Below are 26,579 nucleotides of genomic sequence, written 5' to 3' on the forward strand. Positions count from 1 at the left end.
TTTGATTAGGAGGTTATTTTGAGTTTAGTGCGGTTGACCTATAAGTTAAACAATTTTAGCGAACCAAACAAAGAAAAATCCCAAAAATTTTTTGTAGGCGCGCACACTTGTTTTTTAAACTTAGAAGAAGTGGAGGGTGAAATCATCGTTGAGGTGCACCAATCTATGGGGGGGGGGGGGGGGTAACTCCCGCCAACGCCGCCTCTAAAGAACACCCCAGAAACCAAACCCAAGTCCAAGAACGAGTCCAAAACACAGCTGACGAAGCCTATCAGGCTACACAATCTTTCCACACCCTTTCTCACGATTTACAAGATTTGCCAAATGACCCCCTAGAACTTTTAGGGCAATTAAAAAACGCGCTTGAGAGCATCACACCACTAGAGGAAGAAGGCATGGGTAAAAAGAAAGAATGCAAGATTTGCAAGATTTTAAAGAAGTTGGAGGGGCGCATCGGGGCTTTAGCCGAAGAGTTGGAGGGGTTAAAGAGCCAAAGCCCCACAAAAAGCCTAGATGCCACGCAACTTGAAACACTCGAGACAGAAAACGCCACCCTCACAAAAGAAAAGGCGGAATTAAAGGACAAAATAAAGGGACTAGAGAGTGCCAAGCAGGAAATTGAAGGGCAAAAAAATGGGCTGCAAAAGGCACTAGAGGACAAAAAAGAGGAATTAAAAAAGGTGCAAGCAGCGTTAGAACACAGCGAGCAGCAAGCGCAACAAGACAAAGAGGCATTACAGGGTAAACTAGACCGACAAAGAATAGACAACGATCGCCTAGAACAAAAGCTTAAAGGCATTGAAGACGACCTAAAACGGGCTCAAGAAGACGAAGCAGAATTAAAGAATAAAAGTGAAAATCTAGAGCAAGAGCTAAGGCACGCTAAAACAGACAGAGAAAGGCTAGAAGGGGAGTTAAACACGGCGCGTGCAGATTGCCAAAACCTCAAGGACGCACATGCCAAGCTAGAGGACGCGCTTAAAGCGGCAAAGGCTTATGAAAAAGAGGCTATGGGCTATAAAAACCTCGTCCTCGTGCAATTACTCAATTTAGCCAAACAGAGCGATCGGCTTTTAGAGCGCCTAGGGATCGATAAAAATGCCACTTTAGACGATCTCTTTGCCTCCAAGCTGGGGCAAGACCGCTTGTTTGTGCTTAAGTGCATCGCTGAAGACATCCAGCACTTCCGTGAGGATTTGGCTAAAATCCAGCCCTTGATCGCCTTTTTTAATGCCCTCTTTCCCCTTTTAGAGTCTACAGAAAAACTCACGCGTCTAAGCGTGCGTGAGGAGGACAGCTATAACCCTAGAGAGCACGCCACCCCAAAAGACCCACAACCTGTAAGGGGCAAGGTGAAAAAGGTGCACTTTGTGGGCTACAAACAGGGCTCAGCCATTTTTAAAAGTTTGGTTGAGGTCTAAACTAGAGCATGGAAAGAGGGCGGCGGCTCAACTGGCGTGGATACCTTCTATGCCTCGTGAAAAAAGTGAAAAAGACCATTTTAAGAAAGGAAACATCGATGAATCCCTTAAATTTAAAAAACGACAAAATCAGAGAAACGCTCACAAGCATCACTTTGCCTGTAGACCACCCCATTGCGCTTAAACTCAAGGAGTTGAGCCCCGAGGATCGCAAGTTTTTAAAAGACTTTGAGAATGTTAAGCGCAACGCCTTGCTTACCCGCAAGGAGATTAGGACCAAAAAGGGCGGGGGTTTGGGCGAAAACGAACAACGCTTGCTGGAGCTGATCGATTGCATTTGTGCGGCTAACCCCAAAGACCCCTCCAAAGAATTGCTGTCTTTGATGGAAGAGCTGGCATGGCTACAAGACAACAGTGCCGCAAGTCAAAATTGCATCACCTCGCAGGAATTGGCGCGGGCTAAGAGGATTTTAGGGCAGAACAACGCGATGCGCCGCTTAAGCAAAGAGGCGTTTTTACAATTCAAGCAATGGCTTTTAGAGGTGGATCAAGTGGCGATCAATTTAGACCCCTACGATCATAATCTCTTAGAAGACCCCAATGCCGGGCACTGGGACATACACCCCCAAACTTCCAGCGATCAAAACACCATCACATTTTGTTTCCCCGAACCTAGTGCCAACGAGCACTGCACCCTAAACACCCGCCACCCCCTAAACAATCAAGATGTCTTTTGGCGTAAAGCTGAGGTGGTGGCGATCGACTTTGGCACTAAGAGCACCACAGCGGCAATTTTAGACAAAAACAGCCGTAAAATCCTACTCTCCATTGGGACACTAGACACCAAAAAAGAGATCGTTGAGGCAGATTTTGAAAACCCCACCTTCATGGAGTTTAGCGATTATAAAAAATTCTTAAGGGATTACAACCGCCTTGAACACCGCCCCTTTACAGACATCGCGGATTTAAGCATCTCACACATGGCTTTTGAACACTTCAGGGAAGCCACGGGCAACAACTATTACCGCTTTTTTTATAAGCTCAAACAATGGGCGGGGACTTCGGGCAACGAAGTGCGGGTGCAAGATAGAGATGGGGTGGCTTGGGATTTAGGCGACATCACCGACTATGGGACGGGCAACCCCGACCCCATTGAGATTTACGCCTATCTCTTGGGGCGTTACATCAACAACATGGGGGCAACCCTGAAGGGGTGCATTTGACCTATCTTTTATCCTACCCCGCAAAATACGAAAAGGAACAACGAGAACACATCAAAGAAAGCTTCATGCGTGGGCTGGCAAAATCCCTGCCTCAAGGTGTCTTTGACCCCTATGTTACGGGTAAAAAGGAAAACGAGCGGACTAAAGTAGAAAAAATGGTTGTGGAAATGAATGTGAGCGAGCCAGCCGCTTACGCCATCAGCGCGCTGCAAGCCTTTGGTTTCACACTTAAGAATCTAGGGGCAGAGGCGATCAATTACGGGGTGTTTGACTTTGGTGGGGGGACGACAGATTTTGACTTTGGTTACTGGGAGAGGAGCGCAGATGAGGACAAAGACTACGATCTGCACCACTTTAAGGAGGGGGGTGCGAAATACTTAGGCGGGGAAAATCTTTTAGAACTCTTGGCACTAGAAGTGTTTAAGGACAACATGGAGGAAGTGCGCCAAAAGGACTTTGTGATCGCCACACCCAATTACGAAGCTAGGGTTACTAACGTCCACACCTTGCGCGCCTTCATCGACAACAAAAGAGAGGGGCGGCGCAATTTGCAGACGATTGCCGAAGAGTTGCGCCCCTTTTTGCACGGCTTAGATGAGGAGCAAATCCACGCCGCAGAATTAGAAGAAGAGCGCATCAACTTGAGTTTAGTCGGCCGCCAGGGCAACCCCCAAAGCGCGCAATTCATGGTCAACCGCACGAAATTATTGCAGATTTTAAAAACGGAAATCGGGCTCGTCATCACCGACTTTTTTGAGGCGTTGCGGGAAGCTGCCCCGCACATGAAACACGCCAGCCACGTGCATATTTTCTTAGGGGGTAACTCCAGCCGTTCGCCCTTAGTGAAAATGCTCTTTGAAGAAGAGGCGGCTAAAAGGCAGGCGCAGTCTAAAACAGAGATCACCTTCACCATCTACCCCCCACTAGGCACGTCAGAGGCTGATGCGATCATCAAAGAGAGGAGCGGCAAAGACCCCGAACCCGACCAACAACGGCGCGTTACTTGTAAAACGGGGGTGGTCTTTGGACTCTTAGACGGGCGCGATCAACACGGCGGGGGCATCAACATTTGCTCTAAAGATGCCTGCCCGGATAGAGAACCTGTTTTTAAATTCTATTTGGGGCGTAAAAAGGGAGATTGTTTCCATTTGATCTTAGAAAAAGAGGAGATGGTGGTTGGGGAGTGGGTGGAATTTAGCTCTAAATTTAAAGGGCAAAGGCTGGAGCTTTACTACACCGACAAGCCCCGCGCCACGACCAACGAACTTTCCATTGAAGAGGCGGTTAGAGAACCCATCTTCTTTGAAGACACCTATGAAGAGGACATTTACCAAATCAAAATCAAGCGAGTCAATACGGACAGCATCGTGGTGGGGGTTTTCACGATGGATGGGGATTCGTGTGAAGACGAACACCTCGTGCAACTAAAATCTTAGGAGAACTCTCATGTATGCGTATGTTTTTGTGATTTTGGATCAAAAGGTGGGGGTGTTTAAGCGCACCCAACAGAGGGGTTTGGTCTTTGTCTGTATGCAGGAGGCGGGGGCGGACTTTTTTACAAACTTTAATGAAATTTACAACATCGAGCCGGGCAAAGCAAGGGATTTTTGTTTTGTATACCCTAAAGAGTCGCGCTCCCCCTTGTTGCAATCTACTTATTTTAAGCCCCAGCTAAAGGGGAGTGTGTGGGGACCTAGCTTGCTCTGCGACCTTTTAAATTTACTCTACATGCAGCACGGACTCAAGGCGTGCTTGCAAGACAATGGGGGGCATTCACTCGGGGAGGCATTAGGGAGTGTCGTTTTTTGCACCAACGCCGATCTAAGCCCGCAAAAAACCTTAAGTCCCAAAATGCCCCACAACAGCGAGCAATCCGGGTGGCAACAAGAGGAATGGGAAAAAACCAAAGAGTATGAAAAAGCTAGGGGCAAGAAACACCAAGAGCCCGCCACCGCTCAACCCATAGCGTGTAAGTTGTCTAGCGAGGGCGGGGATAAACCCCCCACCACACAAGAAACCAACCACTGATTTTAAGGGCGGTGGGTGGGAAATTTATTTAAGGAGCAACAATGGCACAAGCAGTGATGGACCCTGATGAGGCTGAGGATTTCACCAACCACCTACAAAGCTTCATGGACGACTTGAATGAAATGGTGCGCAGTCTAAACGGGCACTTCCGCGCTTTAGGCGACACTTGGGCGGACACCAAGTATTTAGAATTTGAGGAAGTGCTTAAGGAGTTGGAGGGCTTTTTAAAGCACTTTGACGAGCAAGCAGAGGAACAAGTGCGCTGGCTTAGGCGCAAGATCGAAGAGACACGCACTTATTTAGGGGTGTAGTGTGCCTGTCAATGTCGACACCAAAGAGGTGCGCGCCGTCCTTGAGCGTTTTGAGGACTTTAAGGAGCATTTGCACCAAGAGACCCGCGCCTTTTTACAGGAGCTAGAAACCTTTTATGAGGAAACCAAAGAGGAATTGACCCAAACCAAGCAGGCCCTACAAGAGGCCAGAGAGGGGCTAGCCAGTGCTAGGGCGTGGGAGGTTGCTTGTGAGATCGCGCTTGCCATTGCCATCGCCACAGAGTGGGGGGTGTGGGCGGCGACAATCGCTCTAAACATCGCAACTGATAAGCGCGAAAAATGGGAGCAAAAAGTCGCCTTGCTAGAGGAGGCGGTGGAAATCTACACAGAGCAGCTTAGGCGTATCCAAACGATTTTGATCGAGGAATTTTGCCAGCAAAGCCGAGCCTTGCTCTTAGCCTATGGAGAGGCGCACCACGAGCTTAAAAGGCGCGCGCTTAAAGCCAGCGAGATCATCGAACAACAATACATGATCCCCCCAGAGATTCAAAAACTCTACGACCATCTGCAGGGCTTAGAGTCCCAGCTAGACCCCCTCCTCAAGCAAGCGCAAATACAAGCCATCCACGATGAATACCGCGCCTTTTTACAAGAGCGCAAAGAGGGCTTTATTGTCAGCCAAGATGAGACCTTTAAAACCCCTTTTAACGATCTCAATCTGCCCGTTTTCCCGGCCATCTTTAGCACCCATTTAGATTTAAAAAATTTAGACAACGAAAAGCCCATGTTGTGCTTTTATGCGTTAAAAGCTTTGCAAAAGGCTTTAAGCACAAGCCCGGCTTTACAAGAAATCTTGAGCGAGGAGGACAAAGCGCAGATCAACAAGGGCATCACGCCTAAGGGCTATATGTGGCATTTTGACCCTAACCCCCACTAGGCACCATGCAGTTGGTGCGCGAAGAGGTGCTTTTGTCCGTCCCCCACACGAAAGGATACCCGCTATGGAAAGAAATACTCCCCAACCTAAAAACCCAAATTGGGGATTTGTGATCCCCCTAGAGGACAACGCCCTAGAGAGCGCGCAAAAGCTGTGCGCTCTAGAGTTTAGCCCCGCTTTTTTAGAGTTCTTAAAACGCGCCAACAACGCCATCCCCCCTAAGCGCAACTTTAGCGTAGGGCAGGAGAACTATACTTTTAAAAATGTGCTGAACTTCAATATGGAGGGCAAATGCACTTTTGCCTTTTTCATGCAAAAGCTCAAAGCCCATTTAGAGGCGCAAGAAATCTTTTTTGGCAGCGATGGCTATGGCGGGTTGTTTATCCTAGACACCGCCAGCGATCAGGTCTTATTTTTAGACACGGATACGGGGGCCAAAAAGCCCTTGATCGCCCTTGATCTTTTGCTGAAAAAATTAGAATCTTAAGGAGTTTTGTATGCACTATGAAGGCAGCGTGCGGCATGTGCGGCATTTAGAAGATTTGTTTTTAGAGGCGATGGACGATGATTTGGGGCGTAAACTCAGCACAGAGGTGATCGAGGAGATGTGCCATTTAGCCAACCAGTTTGAAAACCTTGAGCTGGAGATGATCCGCCATAAACAGATCATCACCGATCGCCTAGAGGAAGCGCGCGCTTTAGTCCAGCAAGCCCACAGCATCCAACCCTAAAGGAAGTTTTATGTTGCAAGCCCTACAAGATTTAGACCAAACCCTACACAAAGTGCGTTTTGCCCACAGCCCGCTTTTCACCCTTAAGGAGAGTCAAGCCAGATTGCTTAAGATTAGAGATGAGATTAGAAAGAGTCAGCCCCAACTGGGCGGGCAACTACACCTAAACGAAAGCCAAAGCTACCCCGAATTTTTGGCTTTAGGTGTGCTTGAGGTGCGCGAGAACCCCCCAGAGGGGCTAGAAGAGAGCTTTGAAAAATTCTTCATCCCCAAAGTTACCCCCTTCCCCCCGCCCGCCCTCTATGGCAGCACAGAGAACACGCCTAGATTCTTGCGCGAGGGCTTGCTGCGCCTTGTTTCCACGATCCCGCTCACGCATTTACAAGTTGTGTTGGTGGACGCTTTGAGTTTAGGTGGGGTGTTTGCGCTGGCACGGCGTTTTTTAAAGAAGGACCACGATTTCATATACCGCCAAAAAATCTTCACAGAGGGCGATGAAATCAAAGAAGCCTTAAAAGACCTTTATGAATACATGAAGACCAATCTACAAGAGAAGTTGGCCGGTTATAAAGATTTCATGGACTACAACCGCTACAACACCGACCGCCTCGAAGTGCGTGCCCTGTTTTTAAGCGGCGTGGACGCACTGGATCATGAGAGTCGGGGGTATTTGCAGCATTTGGTGCGCTTTGGGGCGGCTAATGGGGTGCTGTGCTTCATCTACAATTTGAGTGAAAAGGAGGAGCGCAGCAAAGAGGAGGTGTTTTTGGACCGCTTTTTAGAAAAACACGCCCAAAAATTCGAGAGTGTCCCCACTTTTGAACACCTGCGTTTAAGAGCCCTGCACGATTCCACGGGCACACACACGGAACATTTAAACGCCTTTGCTAAAGAGGTGGCTAACTACTATGCGAGGCGTAAACAGGTCAAGCGAGAAGTGGGTACATTGCAGCAACAAGAGGAATTTTGGAGCAAGAACAGCACACATGTCGTGAGCGTACCCATTGGTTGGGACAAGGATTGCCGCGAAGTGTTGTTTGAAATTGGGGGCGATCAAACCCAGCACCACACCTTGGTTTGTGGCCGCAGTGGGAGTGGCAAATCCAATTTTTTAAATGTGTTGATCCAAAACTTAGCCTTTTACTACTCCCCCGATGAATTGCGTCTATTCTTACTAGATTACAAAGAGGGCGTGGAGTTTAACGCTTACGCCAACCCGCCCCTAGAGCATGCCCAACTGGTGAGCGTTCAAGCTTGCGTGTCCTATGGGATCACCTTTTTAGAATGGCTGAATCAAGAGCTAGAGCGGCGCGCTAGGTTGTTTAAGGATTGTGGGGTGAAGGATTTTAAAGGCTACCGCCAAACCCACGGGCTGCCTAGATTTGTGGTGATCATCGATGAGTTTCAGGTGTTGTTTATGAATGCTAAAAAGTTAGAGGAGATGAAAAACTTGGTGGTGAATCTGCTCAAAAAAGGACGCAGTTATGGGGTACACATGGTCTTTTCCACCCAAACCATGGCTGGGGGCACGATTCCCAAAGAAATTTTAGGCCAAATAGGCAACCGCATGGCTTTAGCCGTGAATGATAAAAACGACAGCATATCCGTCTTAGGCAACGATGCCGCAACGCGCCTTGAACCTAAAAAAGGTCTCTATAGTTTCGTGGGGGAACAAAAAGACGACTCCATGATGGTTTATACAAGCATCCCCTATGCAGCCAACGAAAAACTCCCCGACTTCATTATCAAAACCAACAAGGAAGCTAGGGAGCGGGGCATAAAACCCATAAAGGATCGCAAACTCTACAATGGTGAAGAACCCATTTACATGCCCCAAAAACTCAAGTTACACGGCACAAGTTTGCAGCTGGGCGTGGGCGTGGATTATGAGGGCAGGGAATTTATTTTACCCCTTGAAGAGGGCGATCACTTGCTCTTTGTGGGCACAGATGAAGCCAAAATCATTTGGCTTAAAATTTTGGCTAAAAATCTGCAAGCACTGGGCAAAAAGCTTTACCACTACAATGCCAGTAAAGCCCTTGCCAAAATCCAAGATCAATTACAACCCTACGGCATCGCCCCCACCCACACCAACGCCCAAATCTTTGAAGAGAATTTAGAACCCGGCAGCTTTATCCTTATCGACTCGCTGGATGAGGCGCAGGAGTTATACGAGAAAAAAAGCACAGGACTAGCGCAGTTAAAAGCGTCTTTAAATAGCGCGCGCGACTACGATCACCACTACATCGTGATGCTCACCAATCTAAAAAAAATCTCCAGCACTCCCGACCTCAAGGACATCTTAGAAGTCTTTAGACACCGCATTGTCTTTAAAAGCAATCAAGAAAACCTTGACAAGGCGACCAGTCTAGAGATCAAAGAGAGATTAGAGCGCACCAATGCCCGCTTTTTTGACAAATCCACAGACGCGCACATGGATTTTAGACCTTATAGTTTCAAGGATTTGGGTAAGGAAAGTTAAAGACTTTTATTGTGCTATAGTGGGCTTTATGTTTGAATCCTACTTCATCACTCCACAAGCTTGGCAAACTATCAGCTTAAAAGAATTTGAGGGGTGTTTAGCCCAAGTTTTTAGCACCCACGCCCCCAACCGGGCGTGTTTAAGGCAAGTGGCAAGTAGCCCACCCTTTGCTGCCAGAATGTGTGCCGCTTTTGTACGCCTTTGCGCCGCCTTTCAAGTGATGCCCTACATCAATTGCCAAAACCCCCAAGAAAGCCTAGATTGCGCCCTAGAATATGGCTTTAGGGGTGTGCATTTAAAGAGCCACGCTCTAGACTTTGTGCTTAAAATCCCCCAAAATTTACAGAGCTTTTACAGCGCACACAGTGTTAAAGAGGTGCAACAAGCCCTAGATTTGGGCGTGCATTTTTGCACTTTAAGCTCGATTTTTGCCACGCCAGACAAACCCCCCTTTGGGCTTAGATTATTTTAAAGCCCTAAGCCCGACACTTAAGCCCCATATTTTTGCTCTAGGGGGGATCACAACTCGCGAACAGATAGAGCTTGTGAAAAATCTACACATTAAGGGCTTTGCGAGCATCCGTTATTTTTTAAACACCTAGAAACCGCTTTAAGTAGGTTTGCCTTAACGCTTTTAATGTTACCTGTGGTAAAATGCACCGACAACTTTGCTAACCCTAGCAAAAGGAGTCAGAATGCCCCCTCTAAAAACAATCTCAATCTTGGCAATCTTTAACCTTGTTTGCCCCTTGTTGGCTGAAAATAACGGAGCTTATGGGGCTGTGGGGTTTCAATACTCCAATATCACCCAAAACACGCAAAACAAAGCCCCTAGTTTGACGAACCAGCCCCCCCTTTTTAATGTGCTAAACGCCAAACCCACGACTTTACAAGCCCCAAAAGTTCCCCAAAACAAAGTGGGGCAAAGCCTGAAGTAGATTAAGAAAGGAGCTTTTATGAATGACAAACTCAAAAACACCTCGGCCAGCCTAGCCGCCGCTTTTTGCTCCCCCTTCCTAGAAGCTGATGTGGAGATAGACAAAGACGGCTTCCAAAGAACGGATGTCATTTGGTGTTGCGATGCCGATGGCAAATCCTTCCCCAAGCCCCCTCTTGGGCGCGCCCAGATTTTGACCCCACACCGGGCAAAACCCCCTAGCCAAACCAACCCAAACCCCCACACCGGGCAACACAAGCCAAACCCCCGTGCCAACCGACACGGTAAACCAACAGCCCTCCACAAACACAGCAACCCCCACGCCCCCTAAAAATGTAAGCATCAACCTACCCCCTGTTTTTGTAAACCCGCTAAATCCGCCCCAAACGCTCCCACCCAAACAACCCCAAAGTGTGCAAAACACGCCTCCAAAAATCCCCACATCTCCCATTGCCAATAGACCACAAACGCCCATCATCCCACCACAACCCAAAACCCATTTGCAAACCCTTGTCGATGGAAACGGAGTTGTGGCGACCATCACCAATTACAAAACAGAAGAAAAGACCACCATCATAGACAACAAGGGGCAACTCATCACAAGCGTGGAGAGAATCACAAAAACCCCTGCCGAGGCTTTTAGCTCTTTGGTCGCGGGGACTAACCAATTCTTTAACTCTGTGGCAAGCAATGCCAATTTCGACCAAAACCTCAAAGATGCCTTCAACGGCTTTTACAATTTGGCAGCCAGCACCAGTTACGATCTAGTCGGCTTGCAAACACGCCTAGACCAACTCATCGTCCAAGTGGAGCAGTTGCAACAAAACTTGCTCAACACGCTTTTAAACACTTCTATAAAATCTCCAAGAATAGATGGCTTTGCTGCTCAAGAAAACCCGGCAAACTTAAACCCCCAAAACAGACAAGCCAAAGGGCAGGCGATCCAAAACTTAGGCACGCTTTTAGCCTATCTACAAGCCACACAAACCAAGCTCAATGCCTACGCCAAAGAACATCCAAGCCTGCTAGCCCTCTCAAACTCCCCCCTTGTTGCCATGCAAAGTGGGAGCGTCAACGGGGACTTATACGGCTTTAACACCCAACTGGGCTATAAGCACTTCTTTGGCAAGAAAAAACGCTTTGGGCTGCGTTACTACGGCAGTTTCAGCTACCAATATGGTAAGCTCACGGGCAAGACCGCCACAGCTCTTAGCAATTTAGTTTACGGGGCGGGCATAGACGCGCTCTATAACTTCTATGAGAGTGCCAATGGGCGTTACACTACAGGGCTTTTTGTAGGCTTTATGCTGGCGGGCAGCACATGGCTTTTAAAAGATGCCAAAGCCTACCAAAGTCTAGGCAACGCACTTAAGGCTGAGGGCTGGCGGGTGCGCCAACACACGACTTATTTCCAAATCCCCTTAAATGTGGGTTTTAGAAGCAATGTCAGCAAACACCACGGGTTTGAAGTGGGCTTAAGAATCCCCCTAGCCCTAAACAGCTACCTTAAAGCCCAAAAGGACACAGAGCTTTTAAACATCAGTTACAAGCGCAATGTTGCGGTCTTTGTGAACTATGTTTACAACTTCTAGGGGGTTGTCCGTGCTTTGGGGATCAGTGTCCCCACTCCCACTGACCTTGTGCTATACTTAAGCTCTAATTTTTGCAGGAGTTTTGTATGTGGCATCAGGTTTACGCCCCCATAGATGGCAACATTTGGTTAAGTGCACTTGTGGCGGTTTTACCCATTGTGCTTTTTTTCGCTTCTTTGATTGTGTTTAAACTTAAGGGGCATATGGCGGCGTTTTTAAGCGTGGCTTTGTCTGTGGTAATCGCCCTTGTGGTGTATAAAATGCCGGCCGTGATGGTGGCCTCCAGCTTTATTTACGGCTTTCTCTACGGGCTTTGGCCCATTTCGTGGATCATCATCGCCGCGATCTTTTTGTATAAACTGAGTGTGAAGTCTGGTTACTTTGAGATTTTAAAGGAGAGCGTGCAGGCCATCACCCCCGATCACCGCATTTTGGTGATTTTGATTGGGTTTTGCTTTGGGTCGTTTTTAGAAGGGGCGATCGGCTTTGGCGGCCCCGTGGCGATCACGGCGGCGATTTTAGTGGGACTTGGCTTAAGCCCCTTGTATGCGGCCGGGTTGTGCCTCATTGCCAACACCGCCCCCGTGGCCTTTGGGGCGGTGGGTATTCCCATCACGGCGATGGCCGGAGCTGTGGGCGTGAGCGCGCTTTCTATCAGTGCCATGGCGGGTAAAATCCTGTTTTTTATCAGCTTGTTAGTGCCTTTTTTCATTGTGTTTTTGATGGACGGGGTTAGGGGGATTAAAGAAACTTTCCCGGCGGTGTTCGTGGCGGCCTTTAGTTTTGCTTTGGCGCAGTATTTAAGCTCTAACTACCTAGGGCCAGAATTGCCCGGGATTTTATCGGCGATCGTTTCGCTTATCGCAACTGCTGTGTTTTTGCGCTTTTGGCAACCCAAGCACATTTTTAGAAGCGATGGCAAGGAAGTCGAACACGACCACCCCAAACACCACATTTGTAAGGTTTTAGTGGCGTGGGCTCCTTTCATTATCTTGATCGCGACCATTGTGATTTGGACTCAGCCCTGGTTTAAAGCCCTTTTTGCTAAAGGGGGAGCGTTGGCGTTCTCTAGTTTTTACTTTGAGTTTAGCAGCATCAGCCAAAAGATTTTAAAAAGCGCGCCCTTTGTGTTTGAAGGCAAGAGTGCGGCTAGCCCTGTGGTCTTTAAACTGCCCTTGATTAACACCGTGGGTACTTCTATTTTAGTGGCCGCGCTCATCAGCATCTTTGTGCTCCGTGTGAAAGCCAGTGAGGCGATCGAAGTTTTTGGGGACACCTTAAAAGAAATGCGCTACCCTATCTTAACCATCGGGCTCGTCTTAAGCTTTGCTTTTGTGTCTAATTACAGCGGCATTTCCGCTACTATGGCGCTTGCCTTAACACACACGGGCAAGGCCTTCACTTTCTTCTCGCCCATCATTGGCTGGGTCGGGGTGTTCTTAACCGGCAGCGACACCAGCTCTAATTTGCTCTTTGGCTCTTTGCAACAACTCACCGCCAATAATCTTAAAATCCCCGAAATCTTAACGCTCACCGCCAACACCGTGGGCGGGACTTTAGGTAAGATGATCAGCCCGCAGAGCATCGCCATTGCCTGCGCGGCGGTGGGGCTGGCGGGCAAAGAGTCCGATCTGTTTAAATTCACGGTCAAATACTCGATCGCCTTTGTGATTGTGATCGGGATCGTGGTGAGCGTGATTGCCTATGGTTTTCCCCAAATCGTGCCAAGCACGAATCCTTAACGGGGCAGGGGGGCGTTTGCACGCTTGCGGCGGGCAAACTCCTTTTCATAAAGGCGCAAAAGCACAATAAAAAAAGCGGTGATTGTAGGGCCTACGGCAATCCCCCAAAAACCAAACTTGCTAATGCCCGCCAAGATCGAAAAGAAGATCAAAATCTCATTGATTTTTAGGGAAATCTTCAACACCCGGTGTTTAATGAAGCCAATGAGCCATGGTTTTATGAGGCTGTCGATCGCCCCACCGATGAAAATCACTGAATAAAGGGCGATGATGATGGCTGTGCTTGGGTTGTGGCGGTAAAGCTCATACAATGAGACCGGCACCCACACCAAAGCCCCGCCCACAATGGGGATGAGCGAAGCTAACCCATATAAAATCCCAAGAGAGAGCCAATCTAGCCCAAAAAATACGACCAAAGAACCAAAGGCCAAGCCTTGTAAAACAACATTGATGATGGAAGTCAACAAGACCACCCGTAAAATCCCCGCCACTTCTCTAAAAATCTCCTTGCTTTGGATTTTCTCAAAGGGAAAAATGTCTAGGATATAGTCGTAAAAGCGTTGTCCGTAAAAGAAACACAAAAAGAGAAAGACCAAGACCATCGCCGTGTCGCTGGCAAATTTTAGGCTGTATTTACCCAGGCCGCTGCTGAGGTGCAAGACATAAGACATGAAATTTTGTGCCGAGAGGTTGGAAAGCCATTTATGGGCGTAGGTGCTTAAAGTGGGGAAGCGCTCCAAGTAAAGCAAGAGATCGCTTTTAGACTTGTTGAAGTAGAAGGCGAATTTTTCTAGGTTTAAGTGGGTGATGAAATCCGTGCTTTGGTAAATTAAAAAATACAAAGGCACAACCAAGAAACTTAAGAGCACCACCACACATAAAAGCGAGCTGAAAAGGTTACGCATGTAGTGGTCAAAAAACCCTTTGAGCCAAAAAATCGTGACGCAAAGTAAGCCCGCAATCAACAAATCCATTAAAAAATCTTCGTAAAGATAGAGCATCCAATAAAAGGCAATGGCAAACAAAAGCCAAAAGAAATACACGGGACGCATGCCAACTCGCTTTTTTGCTTTATAATACCCAAAAAGGCAAAACATGCACCTAGAGAAATATTGCGCCAGTGGGAACGATTTTTTAATCACCCACCATTTTAAGCCAAGTAACCGCCAAGCCCTCGCTAAAGAGCTTTGTAACCGCCATTACGGCTTTGGAGCGGATGGGCTAGTCATACTTTTGCCCCACCCACAACACGCCTACACATGGGAGTTTTACAACGCCGATGGGAGTTTGGCAAACATGTGTGGCAATGCCAGCCGTTGCGTTGGGCTTTATGCGTATTTGCAAGGGCTCGCCCCCAAAAAGCACAGCTTTTTAAGTGGGGCGGGGGTGATTGCCCTAGAAGTGCTAGAAGTTGCACAAAGCGGGGGTGTGGTGCAGAGCAATTTAGGCAGTCCTAAATGGCTAGACACTTTAGACATTGAGGGGCAGGAGTGGGTTTTAATTAATAGTGGCGTGCCCCACTTAGTGCATTTTGTGGAGCATTTGAGCGAGATCCCTAAAGCAAAAACCCCACAAATGCAAGCCCTGCGCCAACAATTCAACGCCAATGTCAATGTCGCCTACATCAAAGACCCCCAAACCATCCACTTAGCCACTTATGAGCGGGGCGTGGAGGACATCACGCTGGCTTGTGGGACGGGCATGGGGGCGGTGTTTTTTGCGGCGCTCAAAAGGGGCGTGGAAAATACAGCGCATTGTATCCCGCCTAGTGGGGAGGTTTTAAGCTTGAGCTTAGAGGGCACAAGCGTGCTTTTTAGCGGAGCGGTTAAGAGAGTGGGTCCCGTCATTGACTATTGCAACACCCTTTGCTAGAATTTAAATTTTTCATAAAGGATCACCATGGTTACCACGCGCTTTGCCCCTTCGCCTACGGGGCATTTACACATAGGGGGCTTGAGAACTGCCCTTTTCAACTACCTTTACGCCCGCTCTTGTGGGGGGAAGTTTTATTTACGCATTGAGGACACAGATTTAGATCGCAATGTCCAGGAAGCCACAGAGGCGATTTTAAAGGCGTTTGAATGGGTTGGGCTAGAAGTCGATGGGGAGATTCTCTACCAATCACAAAGGCTAGACATTTACCAACGCTACATCCAGCAACTCTTAGACGAGGGCAAGGCGTATTATTGCTACATGTCTAAGGAAGAGTTAGAGGCTTTAAGAGAAGCGCAAAAAGCGCAAGGCTTGACTCCCCGCTACGATCGCCGTTATAGAGATTTTAAAGGCACGCCCCCTAGTGGGATCGAGCCCGTGGTGCGCATCAAAGCCCCCTTAAGTGGCGCAGTGCATTTTAAAGACGGCGTGAAGGGGGAGGTGTGCGTGCAAGCCAGCGAATTGGACGACTTTGTGATCGCCCGCTCGAATGGCGTGCCGACTTATAATTTTGTCGTTACTATTGACGATGCCTTAATGGGGATCAGCGATGTGATCCGCGGGGACGACCACTTAAGCAACACGCCTAAACAAATCCTTTTATACCAAGCCCTAGGTTTTAAAGTCCCTAACTTCTACCATGTACCCATGATTTTAAACGAAAAGGGGCATAAACTCAGCAAACGAGATGGGGCGATGGGAGTGATGGATTATAAGAGTTTGGGCTATCTTAAGGACGCGCTCTTAAACTTTTTGGTGCGCTTAGGCTGGAGCCACAACGATCAAGAGATTTTTAGCCTGCAAGAGATGAAAGAGTTTTTTAACCCCAAAGATTTAAACAGCGCGCCTAGTTGCTTTAGCCCCCATAAGCTAGACTGGCTCAACAGCCACTACATCAAAGAAAGCCCCCTAGATCAGCTCAAAGCGTTGCTGGCAGAATTTAACCTACCCAGCAGCTTTAACACTCTAAGCCCGGCGCAACAAGACGCGTTGCTAGAGGCTCTAAAAAGTCGGGTTGGCACTTTAAGGGAAATGGCAACCGAGATTGCTAAGGTGTTAAACGCCCCCACAAGCTACGCCTTAAACAAGCTCAAAAACAGAGATCAAGCCCTAGAGGTGTTAAAAACCCTAATGGCAGGCTTGAAAGAGCAGGATTTTAGCAGTGTAGAAAGCCTAGATGCCACCTTGCACGCCCTTATGGAAAACAAGGGGCTTAAGGCAGGGGCACTGATGTTGCCTCTACGAATCGCCCTGCTTGGAGAAGCGGGGGGGATTGGGGTTAAAGAAGCCTTGTTTGTGCTAGGCTTTCAAGCAAGCCTAGAGCGGTTAAAGGCGTTTTTAGCAAGTTAGAGTCTGTGGTTGTGGCTTCTGATGAAGTCCACAAGTTGGCGGGTGTCGATGCCCACAGTCACGAATTGTTGGAAAGTGGTGTACCAGTGTCCGCCATGTCCGTTTAAGCTGTGCCCGTTGCCCCCACCCATGAAGTTGAAGAAGCAGTCCGCGCGCACGCTGAGGTACTTGTTTTTATAAACATAGTAAAGCGCGATGCGCTCAAAGTTAGGCGCGTGGTACCATGGCAAGCCAGTGTAGAGCGCACGCCCATAGGTGGCATAAAACTTCATTTGGGGCTTGTCGGAGAAGTAGTATTTATCGTAAAAACCAAAGCCCTTATACTGCACATCGAAGTCGAATTGTCCCCCAAAGCTGTTGTACCACTGGCTAGCCCACAATGATCACCCGCACGCACGCAGTAGTGCTCTTGCTCGCTCATGGTGCCAAAAGAGATGGTGAATTTATCCATGAAGGGCACAAGCCGTTTGAGGTTGGTTTTGATGTAGCCATAGTAGTAAATGCGATCGAGCACGGTGGGGTTAGAGTATTGTCCAGGCACGCCTCCGTCTTTTTCGCCCGTAAAATAGGGATAACCGTTGGGCCACAGGGGAGTGTCTCCACGCATGGCTGGATCGGAGTGCCCCCCAAAGGGGTAGGGGCTACCCATGCTATAAGGGCTGGTGTTGTGGAAGGCAACCACACGTCCGCCAAAGCCCAAATAACCCTTTAAAAACGACCACTCACTCCCCCCAAAGTAGAGCATTTGGTTCATGTTGTAGTGGTTGGCGGCATATTTTTTGCCCACAACATTGTTCCAGTTGCGTCCGCCATACCAGTCGATGATAAACTCCGCCCAACCATTCCACCAGCGGTTAGGGTTGTAAACGGGTTTGTATTGGAACATCGCTCCCCTAACGGTGGGGTCTTTAAACCAAAAGAGCTTTTTAAAGGCGGCTAGGGGGTAGTTTGCCATGGTATAAGTTCTAGGGATGATGCCAATGTAGGTCCTAAAATCCTTACCCACCGCGCTGTAATACATAGTAACGCCCCAAGAGTAGGGGAAGTAGCTGATGTGGGTGTGCAGGTTTTGGATAAACCACGCCCCAAACATGATAGACTGGTGCTTGTCAAATTGAATCCCGATCTCGGGTATGATTCGGTTTTTCATGTTGACTAGACTGTTCCAGTAGGGATTGTTTTTAGCCGCCAAGTTGTAAGTAAAGCTCATGAACTTTAAATCATAGGCAAAGGCAACGGCTTTTACTTGCGCAGGCAAGAACATAGACGCAAACGCACCGCACAGGCCAAACTTTAACACCTCTTTTATGGTTTTCATCGCAGATCCTTTTAAAAATGAGAGACGGAAGATTTTTAACATAAAATAAATAAAATGAACCTTAAAAACTCTCATATTAAATTAAAATAAGAATTTAGTAAACCAAAGGGTCTATTTTGGAACATAAAGACCCATAAATCCTCTAAAAATTACGATCATTTGGAGAGATGATCCATTGAAGTAGGTTATTGTCAATTGGGGCTTATCAAGTGGGAGAGTTTAAGCCCCTTTGCGCTAGAATCGCATCTTCAGTTCTGTTTTAGGGGTTGCTTGTGGTGCATGTGGTGTTGAGTGGGGGGAGTGGCAAGAGATTATGGCCTTTAAGTCGGGAACATTTTCCTAAACAATTTTTAAAACTTTATGGGGATAACAGCCTTTTTGGGCTGGCTTTGGAGCGCTTAAACACGCCTGAAGCTCAATTTTTAGTGGTGTGCAATGAAGCGCATTACTTCCACGCTCTAGAAGAGATCACAAAAGCCCATTTAGAAAAGCGCACGCAATTTTTGCTAGAGAGTGCAGGCAAGAACACCATGAACGCCTTGATGCTTGCCGCTTTGGAGTGCAGCCCTGATGAGATTTTAGTCATCAGCCCCACAGACCATTTAATGGAGAAAGAGGCGTTCAATACGGCTTTAAAAACCGCCCTAGAGTGCGCTAAGGACGATCAAATGGTGCTCTTTGGAATCGCCAAGAAGCCTAGCAACCAATATGGCTTTGTGCGTTGCACCAAAGCACAAAGGGGCGTGTGTGAAGTGCTAGACTTCATAGAAAAGCCAAGCCCTGAGGAAGCCTCTAAATTGCAACAAGAGGGCGGGGATTTTTATATCAACAGCGGCATGTTTGTCTTTAAAGCCGGGGTGTTTTTACAAGCCTGTTTGCAACACGCCCCCCAAATGCTCGAGGCGTGCAAAAAGGTGTATTACAATGCCAAAAAACTGCCCACCATTTTAAAATGTGAAAACATGGATGGGTTAGAAGATGGGAGCGTGGATGTGCTGTTGTGGCAAAAATGCAAGGGGTTAAAACTTGTGCCTTTAAACGCCCATTGGCAAGATGTGGGGCATTTTGCGAGTTTGCAAGCGAGTTTACCCGCCGACAATGCGGGCAATGTGGCGCACAACAACCCCCTTTTAAGCCTACATGCCAAGAACAACTACACCTACAGCACACCCGATAAATTAGTGTGTTTGCTCGGGTTGGAGGATTGCGTGGTGGTCGATAGCAAGGACGCTTTATTGGTCGCCACAAGGGCGCATTTAGACAGCCTTAAAGAGCTTGTGGTGTGCGTGGGGGAGAAATACCCAAACCTGCTGAAGACCTACCCCCTAGAATACCGCCCGTGGGGGAGCTTTGAAGTGTTGTTAGAATGCCCCTTTTTTAAAGTGAAACTCTTAGAGATCGCGCCGCATAAACGCCTCAGTCTACAAAAGCACCAGCACAGAAGCGAGCACTGGGTCGTGGTGGAGGGGGTGGCGCGTGTCGTGGTGGGCGAACAGTCTTTGAGCGTGCCGACCAATGAGAGCGTGTTTATCAAGCAGGGACAAATCCACAGACTAGGCAACGACACCGATGAGCCCCTAAAAATCTTAGAAGTGCAATGTGGGGCGATTTTAGATGAAAGCGACATTGAACGCTTACACGATGACTACCAACGACCTTAAAAGAACATGATGGCAAGAAAAACCGCCCTAATCACGGGCATTATTTGGGCTATGAAGTGCATGGCATTAAAGGCGCAGCTCGTCTTTTAACACCGCCACGCCCATAAAAACCGCTTCTTCTTGCATTATGGCGATCTGACCGACTCGAGCAACCAAACCTGATCGCCAAAGTCCAGCCCACAGAGTTTTACAACCTTGCCGCCCAAAGCCATGTGCAAGTGTCCTTTGAGATGCCCGAATACACGGCGAATGTGGATGCGTTGGGGACATCGCGTATCTTAGAGGCGATGCGCTTTTTAGACCTAAAAGACACCCGCTTTTACCAGACCAGCACCTCTGAACTTTACGGAGAAGTCTTGCAAACGCCACAAAATGAGAACACCCCCTTTAACCCACGAAGCCCCTACGCTGTGGCTAAACTCTATGCCTATTACATTACTAAGAATTATAGAGAAGCCTACAACATGTTTGCGGTCAATGGGATTTTATTCAACCACGAAAGCCCCATGCGCGGCGAAACCTTTGTGACGCGCAAAATCACAATGGCTTTAAGCCGCATTGTTTTGGGCTTGCAAGAGTGCTTGTATTTAGGCAATTTGGACGCAAAACGCGACTATGGACACGCTAAAGACTATGTCAAAGCCATGCATTTGATTTTACAGCATGACAAGCCCGTGGATCATGTCGTGGCAAGCGGACAGACGATGACCATTAGAGACTTTGTTTTACTGGCATGTGAAAAGCTGGGGCTCAAGCTGGAGTTTCAAGGCAGTGGGCTGGAGGAAAAGGGGGTTTTGTTAGACTTCACACCCAGCCCCCTTTTAAACGGGCTAAAGCCCGTTGCCCTACAAAAAGGGCAGGTGTTGGTGCGCGTAGATGCCCGCTATTTCCGCCCCACTGAAGTGGATTTGCTCTTAGGCGATCCCTCTAAAATTGAAAGAGAGTTAGGCTGGCAAAGAGAGTTTAGCGTGCAAGATTTAGTGCTAGACATGCTGCAAAGCGATTTGGAGTTGGCCCGCAAAGAGTCTTTAACTAAGTAGCAAAACGCCCGGGCTTTTTCCATATGCCCTTTTTGTAGGCAATGTAGAAAAAGCCCGCCCGCATAAAGGTTTCAAAGCAAATCAGCACAAAGAACCACCGCACAGAAAGCCCAAAACGCCACAAAATAAACATGGGTAAAATCCGCAAACTCCACAGGCTAGCGGTGTTGATAAACAGCGACACCTTCGCCATGCCCGCCCCCCGAAACACCCCATCGAGCACAAAGAGGCACATTAAGGGCATTTGGCTAAGCCCCACCACCATTAAATACCACGCCGCCACCTGCACGACTTCGTGATTTTGGCTAAAAATCATGGCTAAGGGTTTGGCAAAGACAATCATCGCCACGCCCAAAACCCCGAGCAACACTCCAGCGACTTTTAAAATTGTGCGGATGTACTCTTGCGCCCTGTTGACTTGATTAGCCCCTAAATGTTGCCCCACGAGCACCATACACGCAATGGTAAAGCCAAGACCGGGCATATAGCTAAAGGTTTCAATCCTTAAGCCCACTTGCATGCCCGCCAGCACTTCATTGCCATAACTTGCCACAAACTTAGACACCAAAGCCATAGAAAAGAGCGTGAGCATCCGCTCAAAGCCCGAAGGCCAGCCCACCTGCCAAGCCTTTTTAAACAGCTGGGCTTCAAAGACAAAGCGAAATTTTAGGGGGTTGTGCTTTTTAAGATTAATGGCAATGAAAAGCAAAAACAACTCTAAAAACGCCACCGCCACGCTCGCCACCCCTGCCCCCCGAATGTCTAAACGCACAAAGCCAAAATGCCCGAAAATCAAGGCATCGTTTAAGAACAGGCAAAGCGTGCTCATGAGGATTTTCAGCACAAAGGGGGTTAAAGTGTCGGACAAACTTGCCAGCGCGCTTGCCATGGTGTTTTTAATGAAAATGGCGGGCATCGCCCAAATGAGGATTTGTAAATACTCTTTGGCCAGCTGTCTTGCTGTGCCTGTGATCCCCATCCACGCCACAAAGGAGCCAATGCCTAAAAAGCCCACGACCCCTGCCAGCGCGCAAATTCCGCAAGCCCCGATTAAAATGCTTGAATACCCGATCGCGACCAATTCGGTGTCTTTCGCTCCCACTAAACGACTCAGTGTGGCGTTTGTGCCTATGTAAAAAATAGAGTTTAGGGCGTAAAAGAGCATGATATACTGCAAGCCCACGCCCATCGCCACGATGTGGTTATCGGAGAGTTTCCCCATGAAGACTACAGACACGGCTAACACAAAGATTTCTAAAAAATTATTCACTCCAGAGGGGATCGCCAGCTTTAAAATGCGCCTTAAACGCCACCACTTTTGTGCTTTTATAATAGCAACGCTCCCACCACTCCAAAGATCATCAAGGGGATGTTATAAACTAAAAATGTGGGGATGCAGGTGTCGTAAATGTGGTTGTGTTGTCCATCGGCGTTGAGTCCCGTAGTGGACCCTATGGTGCTATCTGAAGCTGGTGAACCCGCATCGCCTAGTCCCGCTGCGATGCCTATGAGCAAAATGGTCGCCTTTGTGTCAAAGCCCAATGCCAAACACAAGGGGCAATAAAAAGTCGCAATGATGGGGAGCGTGCCAAAGGAAGTCCCTATGCCTAGCGTGATGAATAGCCCAATCACTAGCATAATCACAGCCCCGGCAAACTTGCCTGAAATCGCCCCACTGGCAATGTGTACCAAATCCGTGATGGCGTGTGTCTTTTGCAAAACTTCGCCAAAGCCTGAGGCCACAAGCATGACAAAGGCGACAAAGGCCATCATCTTCACGCCTTCATCGATCACGCTGTCCATTTGCCCCCACTTAATCACCCCCACGAGCATCACCATCAGCCCGATAAACGCCCCAAGCGGTAAAGAGCCCGTAGCGATCTGCACCACAAAGGCTAAAACAATGCCGACTAAAGCGAGATAGTCTTTTGTTTGCAATTTCAACTCTTCATGGGTGGTGCTTTCTAGGCGGTCTTCATAGAAGCGGGGTTTTCTATAAAGGATCAACACCGCCACCACAAGGCCACAGAGCATGGCTAAACCAGAAATAGACATGACCGCCACCACTTCACGAAGGTCGGTTTGTATGCCGTTTTGGCGTAGATTATCCACGATTAAATTTAAAAAAATCAACCCAAATCCAGCGGGAATAGTCATATAAGGGGCTTCTAAACCAAAGGTGAGCGCACACGCCACCGCCCGCCTGTCAACCTTTAAACGGTTCATTAAATGGAGTAGTGGGGGGATTAAAATGGGGATGAAGGCGATGTGCACGGGGATTAGGTTTTGCGAAAAGCAGGCGATGAAGGCGATTAAAAAGCAAAAAATCGTGCGTTTTTGATCCAACCAGCCCACAAGCCTAAACAAAACCACTTTCATTAAGTTGCCGCTGGAAATAGTAACCGCTAGGGCACCCAGCAAAACATAACTCAAAGCCGTTTCTAAATTGCCCCGCATGCCATTAATCATGACTTGAGTGGTGTCTACAAACCCTAGTCCGCCCATAAGCCCCCCCACAAGCGTGGCGCTGATGATCGCAAGCAAGATATTCAAGCGGGCAAGGCTTAAACCCACCATGACAAGCACGGCAACAACCGCTGGATTACTCCACAAAGCCATGGTGCTGCCTGCTTAACCTATTCTTGAAAATCACTCCCATCATTTCTGCCTCCTGACAAGAGCATGTGCAAAATCTCGCAACGCTTCCTTGGTAGCTAGGATAAAGGGTTTAGGCATGTTGCTATCCTCTAATTCAATCCTCTTTGCTTGATAGGCACTTGCCACCTTTTCAAAACGGGATAAAACAAGAGTCCTGAGAAGATAGCATTTGTAAGGCTCGTCCAATCTATCGCAGATCGCCCCCGTGAAAAGCGTGGAGTGATCGCCTTGCAAGGCCAAATTATGGCTCGTGATGGCCGAGCGCATAAAATGCGTAGCTAAGACTTGACTAAGGAATCCATCGCTTCTTAGTGTGGAATAAGCACTTAATAAAGACGGGCTCAACACTGCAAAAACCAAAAACACCAATTTTAAGACTTTGAAACGCATGTTAGTCCACCACCCGTCTTGTGAGAGGTTTGTAGGTGTCTATGCGCCGATCCCTAAAAAAGGGCCACATTTGGCGCACCCTTGCACTTTCATCTAAATCAATGCATGTATATAAAATCTCTTCTTCAAAGCCCGCTTGGGCTAATTCTTTACCAAACGCCCCACACACAAAACTGGAGCCAAAGAACTCTAATCCACTGGTCTTGCCCGAGGGGTCTGGCTCAAAGCCCACCCGATTAGACGCGATCACGGGGATCGTGTTGGCGATGCTATGCCCTTTTTGCACCCCCATCCACGCCTGCCTTTGCAGGGCCTTTTCTTCTAAATCCTCGCTCTCTTCATCACAAAACCACCCAATCGCACTCGGGTAAATCAAAATGTCCGCCTTTTGCAAGGCCATCAGTCTTGCTGCCTCTGGATACCATTGATCCCAACACACCAAAACCCCTAAATTGCCCACACTGCTAGCAATGGGGGCGTATCGATCCCCGGGGGTGAAGTAGAATTTTTCATAAAATCTTGGGTCATCGGGGATATGCATTTTTCTTTGCACCCCTAATAACTTGCCGTCCTTTTCAAACACCACCGCCGTGTTGTGATACACCCCCACCATGCGCTCCTCAAAGAGTGAGCCCACCAACACCACTTCGTGCGCCTTAGCCAGCCCGCTTAAGAAATTACACTGCGCCTTAAACTCCCGCGCCCACGCAAAATACTTAGGGTCTTCGTGCTGACAAAAGTAAGGGTAGGGGTGCAATTCAGGCAAGACCACTAAATCCAAATGGGGATGCTGTGCCTTTGCTTGCGCCAAAAGCTGCGTAGTGTGCTCTAAAGTGGCTTGCACGCTGCCTTGATAGCCATGCTGTAAAATGGCGACTTCGATGGTGTTTAAATTAAAATCCATAAAAACCATGTGCGCTCCCTAAAAAAGATAAATTATAACAAAAAACCTACTCTTGCATGGCAAGCGTTCTTAGATACCCGTTTTCGCTCAGCATCACATACAGCCGTCCCAACATTTCCTTTTTATCCTCACTATCCTCTAATAGCTCGCTGTCTTCAATTTTTTGTTTTAAAATCCGCTCGATCTCTTTGGTGTCGTAGTCCAAATCCTCCAAAGCGTCTAAAATCGTTTGGGCTTGGGCGATGTCGGTGAGTTCATAGCCACTTTCTGTGATTTGCACGCTGCACTCTGTGGGGTGTGTGAATAAATTATGGTGCATGCCCAGCACCTCTTGGTAAGCCCCCACTAAAAAGAAGCCCAAAAAATAATCCTCTTGGCGCACATCCACATCGTGCAAGAATAGGGGCTTGTCTTTATCAAAGCTGATCTCGCCATCGCTATCGCATGTGATGTCCCACAAACTCGCGCTCCTTGTGGGCTCTTCATCGAGTTTGTGTAGGGGCATCACAGGAAAGCCCTGTCTTAAGCCCCAATAATCGGGCAAGCTTTGGAAAAACGAGCAATTGAGTAAATAGCGCTCTTGCACCTGCTCTTGGATACGGATGATGTCGTTATGATCTTTGTGGCGCAAAAACCCGATCGCCTTTTTGATGATCAAATGCCCCAACACCTCAGCATTGCTGCGATCTTGTAAATCAATGTAACCCAAATCAAAGAGCGTAAACAGCGACTCCATATGATCTAAGCTGTCGTGCAAATACTCAATGGCGTTTTTGCTGTTGATGTTGTGGTATAAATCCTCCATCTCCGCCACTAAGGGGGGGTTGGATTTTTTAAGCCGCAAGGTGCTTTCGTCATAATCTTGAGAAAATAGTTCTAATACAGGCGCAACCAACACGGCATGTGTGGCGCTGATAAAGCGCCCCGACTCGATAAAAATGTTAGGCTCTAGCTCTTTTTTATTCTTCACAATCTCTTTTAACAAAAACACCACATCGCCGGCAAACTCTTCTAGGGTGTAGTTGCGCTCGCATTGGTGTTTGTGCTGCGAATACTCAATGGCTAACCCCCCCCCGATGTTGATGCTATTCAAGTTAAACGCCCCCATTTTACGCAACTCAGCGTAAATGTTGCCCGCCTCTTTAAGGGCCTTTTTTAAGGGCGTGATGTCGCTAATTTGGCTGCCGATATGGAAGTGGATCATGGAAAGTTGCCCGAGTAGTCCGTGCATTTCCAGCAGGTGCATGGCTTCTAGTAATTCAGTGCTGGCAAGCCCAAATTTGGCGTGGATGCCCGTGCTTTTGGCCCACACCCCCACCCCCGAGCTGTGTAAGCGCACACGGATGCCAATTTTAGGACAAAACTTAACATTTTCGCCAATCGTGTTATTTTCGAGCGCCACTTCAATGATGCTCTTTAATTCACTGAGTCCCTCAATGGTGAGTGTGATGTCTGCCCCCATGCTCGCGGCGATGAAGCCTAACTCGATCATCTCTTTATCTTTAAAGCCATTGACGGTGATGGGGGCGTTTTCGTGGACATACGCCATCGCTAAAATCAGCTCCGCCTTAGAGCCCGCCTCCAGTCCATACGCCCCCTTAAATCGCTCTGAAATCTCCACCAAAGCGTGCACGAAGTTTGGCATGTGGTTGACCTTTAGGGGGAAGACCGCTTTAAACGCTCCGTTGTAATGGTATTGAGAAATGGCGTGCGAAAACATAGAAAAGAGCTTGTGTACTTGTTTGGCGATCAAATGGGGGAAACGCAAAAGCAAGGGGCCCTTAAAGCCCTGCTCGCGCATGTCTAAAACTAATTCCATGAGGCTTGGTTTGTTGCCGGCATTGACCTTCACTAACCCTTCCTCAATGATAAAATCCTCCTTGCCCCAATAATTCAAACCATAATTTTGCATGCCAATCCCTATGCATTAATAAGCTTTCAGTATAACTAAAAAACCCCCT

The 26,579-nt window shown here is 48.1% G+C and carries 26 protein-coding genes and 2 pseudogenes; 21 read left to right on the forward strand and 7 right to left on the reverse strand.

The annotated features are described in order from the left end of the window. The first annotated feature begins 18 nt into the window (after nucleotides 1–18). The 17 genes from QUE23_RS06890 to QUE23_RS06970 all read left to right on the forward strand — a co-directional run bounded on the left by QUE23_RS06890 (nucleotide 19) and on the right by QUE23_RS06970 (nucleotide 13,365). Nucleotides 19–186, forward strand: a complete 168-nt coding sequence (locus QUE23_RS06890; protein WP_286348338.1) for a hypothetical protein — start codon at nucleotides 19–21, stop codon at nucleotides 184–186. A 131-nt stretch (nucleotides 187–317) separates the two neighbouring features. After that, a complete protein-coding gene (locus QUE23_RS06895; RefSeq protein WP_286348339.1) occupies nucleotides 318–1,421 on the forward strand; it encodes a coiled-coil domain-containing protein in 1,104 nt (367 codons plus the stop codon). 98 nt (nucleotides 1,422–1,519) lie between these two features. After that, nucleotides 1,520–2,644, forward strand: coding sequence for a hypothetical protein (locus tag QUE23_RS06900; protein WP_286348340.1), 1,125 nt, complete (start codon nucleotides 1,520–1,522; stop codon nucleotides 2,642–2,644). After that, on the forward strand, nucleotides 2,641–4,080 hold the full coding sequence (locus QUE23_RS06905; RefSeq protein ID WP_286348341.1) for a hypothetical protein: 1,440 nt from the start codon (nucleotides 2,641–2,643) through the stop codon (nucleotides 4,078–4,080). Before QUE23_RS06900 ends, QUE23_RS06905 begins: the two co-directional genes overlap by 4 nt. A gap of 10 nt (nucleotides 4,081–4,090) precedes the next feature. Then, nucleotides 4,091–4,672: a hypothetical protein gene (locus QUE23_RS06910; RefSeq protein ID WP_286348342.1), complete on the forward strand. Its 582-nt coding sequence runs from the start codon at nucleotides 4,091–4,093 to the stop codon at nucleotides 4,670–4,672. A gap of 41 nt (nucleotides 4,673–4,713) precedes the next feature. Then, on the forward strand, nucleotides 4,714–4,983 hold the full coding sequence (locus QUE23_RS06915) for a hypothetical protein (protein WP_286348343.1): 270 nt from the start codon (nucleotides 4,714–4,716) through the stop codon (nucleotides 4,981–4,983). Nucleotide 4,984: 1 nt separating this feature from the next. After that, nucleotides 4,985–5,881 (forward strand): HNH endonuclease, encoded by an 897-nt coding sequence (locus QUE23_RS06920; protein WP_286348344.1) that lies wholly within the window; start codon nucleotides 4,985–4,987, stop codon nucleotides 5,879–5,881. A gap of 5 nt (nucleotides 5,882–5,886) precedes the next feature. Next, complete coding sequence (locus QUE23_RS06925) at nucleotides 5,887–5,994, forward strand: HNH endonuclease family protein (protein WP_286348345.1); 108 nt, start codon at nucleotides 5,887–5,889, stop codon at nucleotides 5,992–5,994. After that, nucleotides 5,946–6,368: an SMI1/KNR4 family protein gene (locus tag QUE23_RS06930; protein WP_286348346.1), complete on the forward strand. Its 423-nt coding sequence runs from the start codon at nucleotides 5,946–5,948 to the stop codon at nucleotides 6,366–6,368. The genes QUE23_RS06925 and QUE23_RS06930 overlap by 49 nt, the downstream gene beginning before the upstream one ends. Before the next feature lie 10 nt (nucleotides 6,369–6,378). Then, nucleotides 6,379–6,612, forward strand: coding sequence for a hypothetical protein (locus tag QUE23_RS06935; RefSeq protein ID WP_286348347.1), 234 nt, complete (start codon nucleotides 6,379–6,381; stop codon nucleotides 6,610–6,612). 10 nt (nucleotides 6,613–6,622) lie between these two features. Continuing rightward, nucleotides 6,623–9,094 carry an FtsK/SpoIIIE domain-containing protein gene (locus QUE23_RS06940; RefSeq protein WP_286348348.1) on the forward strand — a complete coding sequence of 824 codons (2,472 nt, stop codon included), beginning with the start codon at nucleotides 6,623–6,625 and terminating at the stop codon, nucleotides 9,092–9,094. Between the two features lie 28 nt (nucleotides 9,095–9,122). Further along, nucleotides 9,123–9,566 carry a thiamine phosphate synthase gene (locus QUE23_RS06945; protein ID WP_286348349.1) on the forward strand — a complete coding sequence of 148 codons (444 nt, stop codon included), beginning with the start codon at nucleotides 9,123–9,125 and terminating at the stop codon, nucleotides 9,564–9,566. Beyond that, a complete protein-coding gene (locus tag QUE23_RS06950) occupies nucleotides 9,547–9,696 on the forward strand; it encodes a beta/alpha barrel domain-containing protein (RefSeq protein ID WP_286348350.1) in 150 nt (49 codons plus the stop codon). Before QUE23_RS06945 ends, QUE23_RS06950 begins: the two co-directional genes overlap by 20 nt. Nucleotides 9,697–9,789: 93 nt before the next feature. Continuing rightward, the gene (locus QUE23_RS06955; protein ID WP_286348351.1) at nucleotides 9,790–10,032 is read left to right on the forward strand and encodes a hypothetical protein; all 243 of its coding nucleotides are present in this window, start codon (nucleotides 9,790–9,792) and stop codon (nucleotides 10,030–10,032) included. A gap of 18 nt (nucleotides 10,033–10,050) precedes the next feature. Next, nucleotides 10,051–10,362, forward strand: a complete 312-nt coding sequence (locus tag QUE23_RS06960; RefSeq protein WP_286348352.1) for a hypothetical protein — start codon at nucleotides 10,051–10,053, stop codon at nucleotides 10,360–10,362. A gap of 82 nt (nucleotides 10,363–10,444) precedes the next feature. Then, nucleotides 10,445–11,623, forward strand: a complete 1,179-nt coding sequence (locus QUE23_RS06965; protein WP_286348353.1) for an outer membrane protein — start codon at nucleotides 10,445–10,447, stop codon at nucleotides 11,621–11,623. An 86-nt stretch (nucleotides 11,624–11,709) separates the two neighbouring features. Further along, the gene (locus tag QUE23_RS06970) at nucleotides 11,710–13,365 is read left to right on the forward strand and encodes an L-lactate permease (RefSeq protein WP_286348354.1); all 1,656 of its coding nucleotides are present in this window, start codon (nucleotides 11,710–11,712) and stop codon (nucleotides 13,363–13,365) included. Here the strand turns inward: QUE23_RS06970 and QUE23_RS06975 are convergent. Next, nucleotides 13,362–14,417 carry an AI-2E family transporter gene (locus QUE23_RS06975; RefSeq protein ID WP_286348355.1) on the reverse strand — a complete coding sequence of 352 codons (1,056 nt, stop codon included), beginning with the start codon at nucleotides 14,415–14,417 and terminating at the stop codon, nucleotides 13,362–13,364. The two genes, QUE23_RS06970 and QUE23_RS06975, sit on opposite strands and share 4 nt — an antisense overlap. Before the next feature lie 43 nt (nucleotides 14,418–14,460). On the opposite strand from QUE23_RS06975, the gene dapF reads away from it, so the two are divergent. Then, the gene (gene dapF, locus QUE23_RS06980; protein ID WP_286348356.1) at nucleotides 14,461–15,237 is read left to right on the forward strand and encodes a diaminopimelate epimerase; all 777 of its coding nucleotides are present in this window, start codon (nucleotides 14,461–14,463) and stop codon (nucleotides 15,235–15,237) included. A 27-nt stretch (nucleotides 15,238–15,264) separates the two neighbouring features. Next, nucleotides 15,265–16,647: a glutamate--tRNA ligase gene (gene gltX, locus QUE23_RS06985; RefSeq protein ID WP_434801980.1), complete on the forward strand. Its 1,383-nt coding sequence runs from the start codon at nucleotides 15,265–15,267 to the stop codon at nucleotides 16,645–16,647. Here gltX and QUE23_RS06990 read toward each other — a convergent pair. Next, a pseudogene (locus tag QUE23_RS06990) lies at nucleotides 16,644–17,965 on the reverse strand (hypothetical protein). The gene gltX and the pseudogene QUE23_RS06990 overlap by 4 nt on opposite strands. Before the next feature lie 272 nt (nucleotides 17,966–18,237). On the opposite strand from QUE23_RS06990, the gene QUE23_RS06995 reads away from it, so the two are divergent. Beyond that, nucleotides 18,238–19,626, forward strand: a complete 1,389-nt coding sequence (locus tag QUE23_RS06995; RefSeq protein WP_286348357.1) for a mannose-1-phosphate guanylyltransferase/mannose-6-phosphate isomerase — start codon at nucleotides 18,238–18,240, stop codon at nucleotides 19,624–19,626. Between the two features lie 44 nt (nucleotides 19,627–19,670). Next, nucleotides 19,671–20,666 (forward strand): annotated as a pseudogene (gene gmd / locus QUE23_RS07000) (GDP-mannose 4,6-dehydratase). Here the strand turns inward: gmd and QUE23_RS07005 are convergent. The 5 genes from QUE23_RS07005 to speA are packed head-to-tail and all read right to left on the reverse strand — an operon-like array spanning nucleotide 20,659 to nucleotide 26,530. Continuing rightward, complete coding sequence (locus QUE23_RS07005) at nucleotides 20,659–21,936, reverse strand: MATE family efflux transporter (RefSeq protein WP_286348358.1); 1,278 nt, start codon at nucleotides 21,934–21,936, stop codon at nucleotides 20,659–20,661. The pseudogene gmd and the gene QUE23_RS07005 sit on opposite strands and share 8 nt — an antisense overlap. 56 nt (nucleotides 21,937–21,992) lie before the next feature. Then, nucleotides 21,993–23,285, reverse strand: coding sequence for a Na+/H+ antiporter family protein (locus QUE23_RS07010; protein ID WP_286348359.1), 1,293 nt, complete (start codon nucleotides 23,283–23,285; stop codon nucleotides 21,993–21,995). Between the two features lie 39 nt (nucleotides 23,286–23,324). Then, the gene (locus QUE23_RS07015; RefSeq protein ID WP_286348360.1) at nucleotides 23,325–23,714 is read right to left on the reverse strand and encodes a hypothetical protein; all 390 of its coding nucleotides are present in this window, start codon (nucleotides 23,712–23,714) and stop codon (nucleotides 23,325–23,327) included. Nucleotide 23,715: 1 nt separating this feature from the next. Continuing rightward, complete coding sequence (locus tag QUE23_RS07020; RefSeq protein WP_434802015.1) at nucleotides 23,716–24,618, reverse strand: carbon-nitrogen hydrolase; 903 nt, start codon at nucleotides 24,616–24,618, stop codon at nucleotides 23,716–23,718. A gap of 46 nt (nucleotides 24,619–24,664) precedes the next feature. Further along, the gene (speA, locus tag QUE23_RS07025; RefSeq protein ID WP_286348362.1) at nucleotides 24,665–26,530 is read right to left on the reverse strand and encodes an arginine decarboxylase; all 1,866 of its coding nucleotides are present in this window, start codon (nucleotides 26,528–26,530) and stop codon (nucleotides 24,665–24,667) included. Nucleotides 26,531–26,579: the final 49 nt, after the last annotated feature.

The sequence above is a fragment of the Helicobacter felistomachi genome (assembly GCF_030296895.1).
Taxonomy (GTDB): Bacteria; Campylobacterota; Campylobacteria; order Campylobacterales; family Helicobacteraceae; genus Helicobacter; species Helicobacter felistomachi.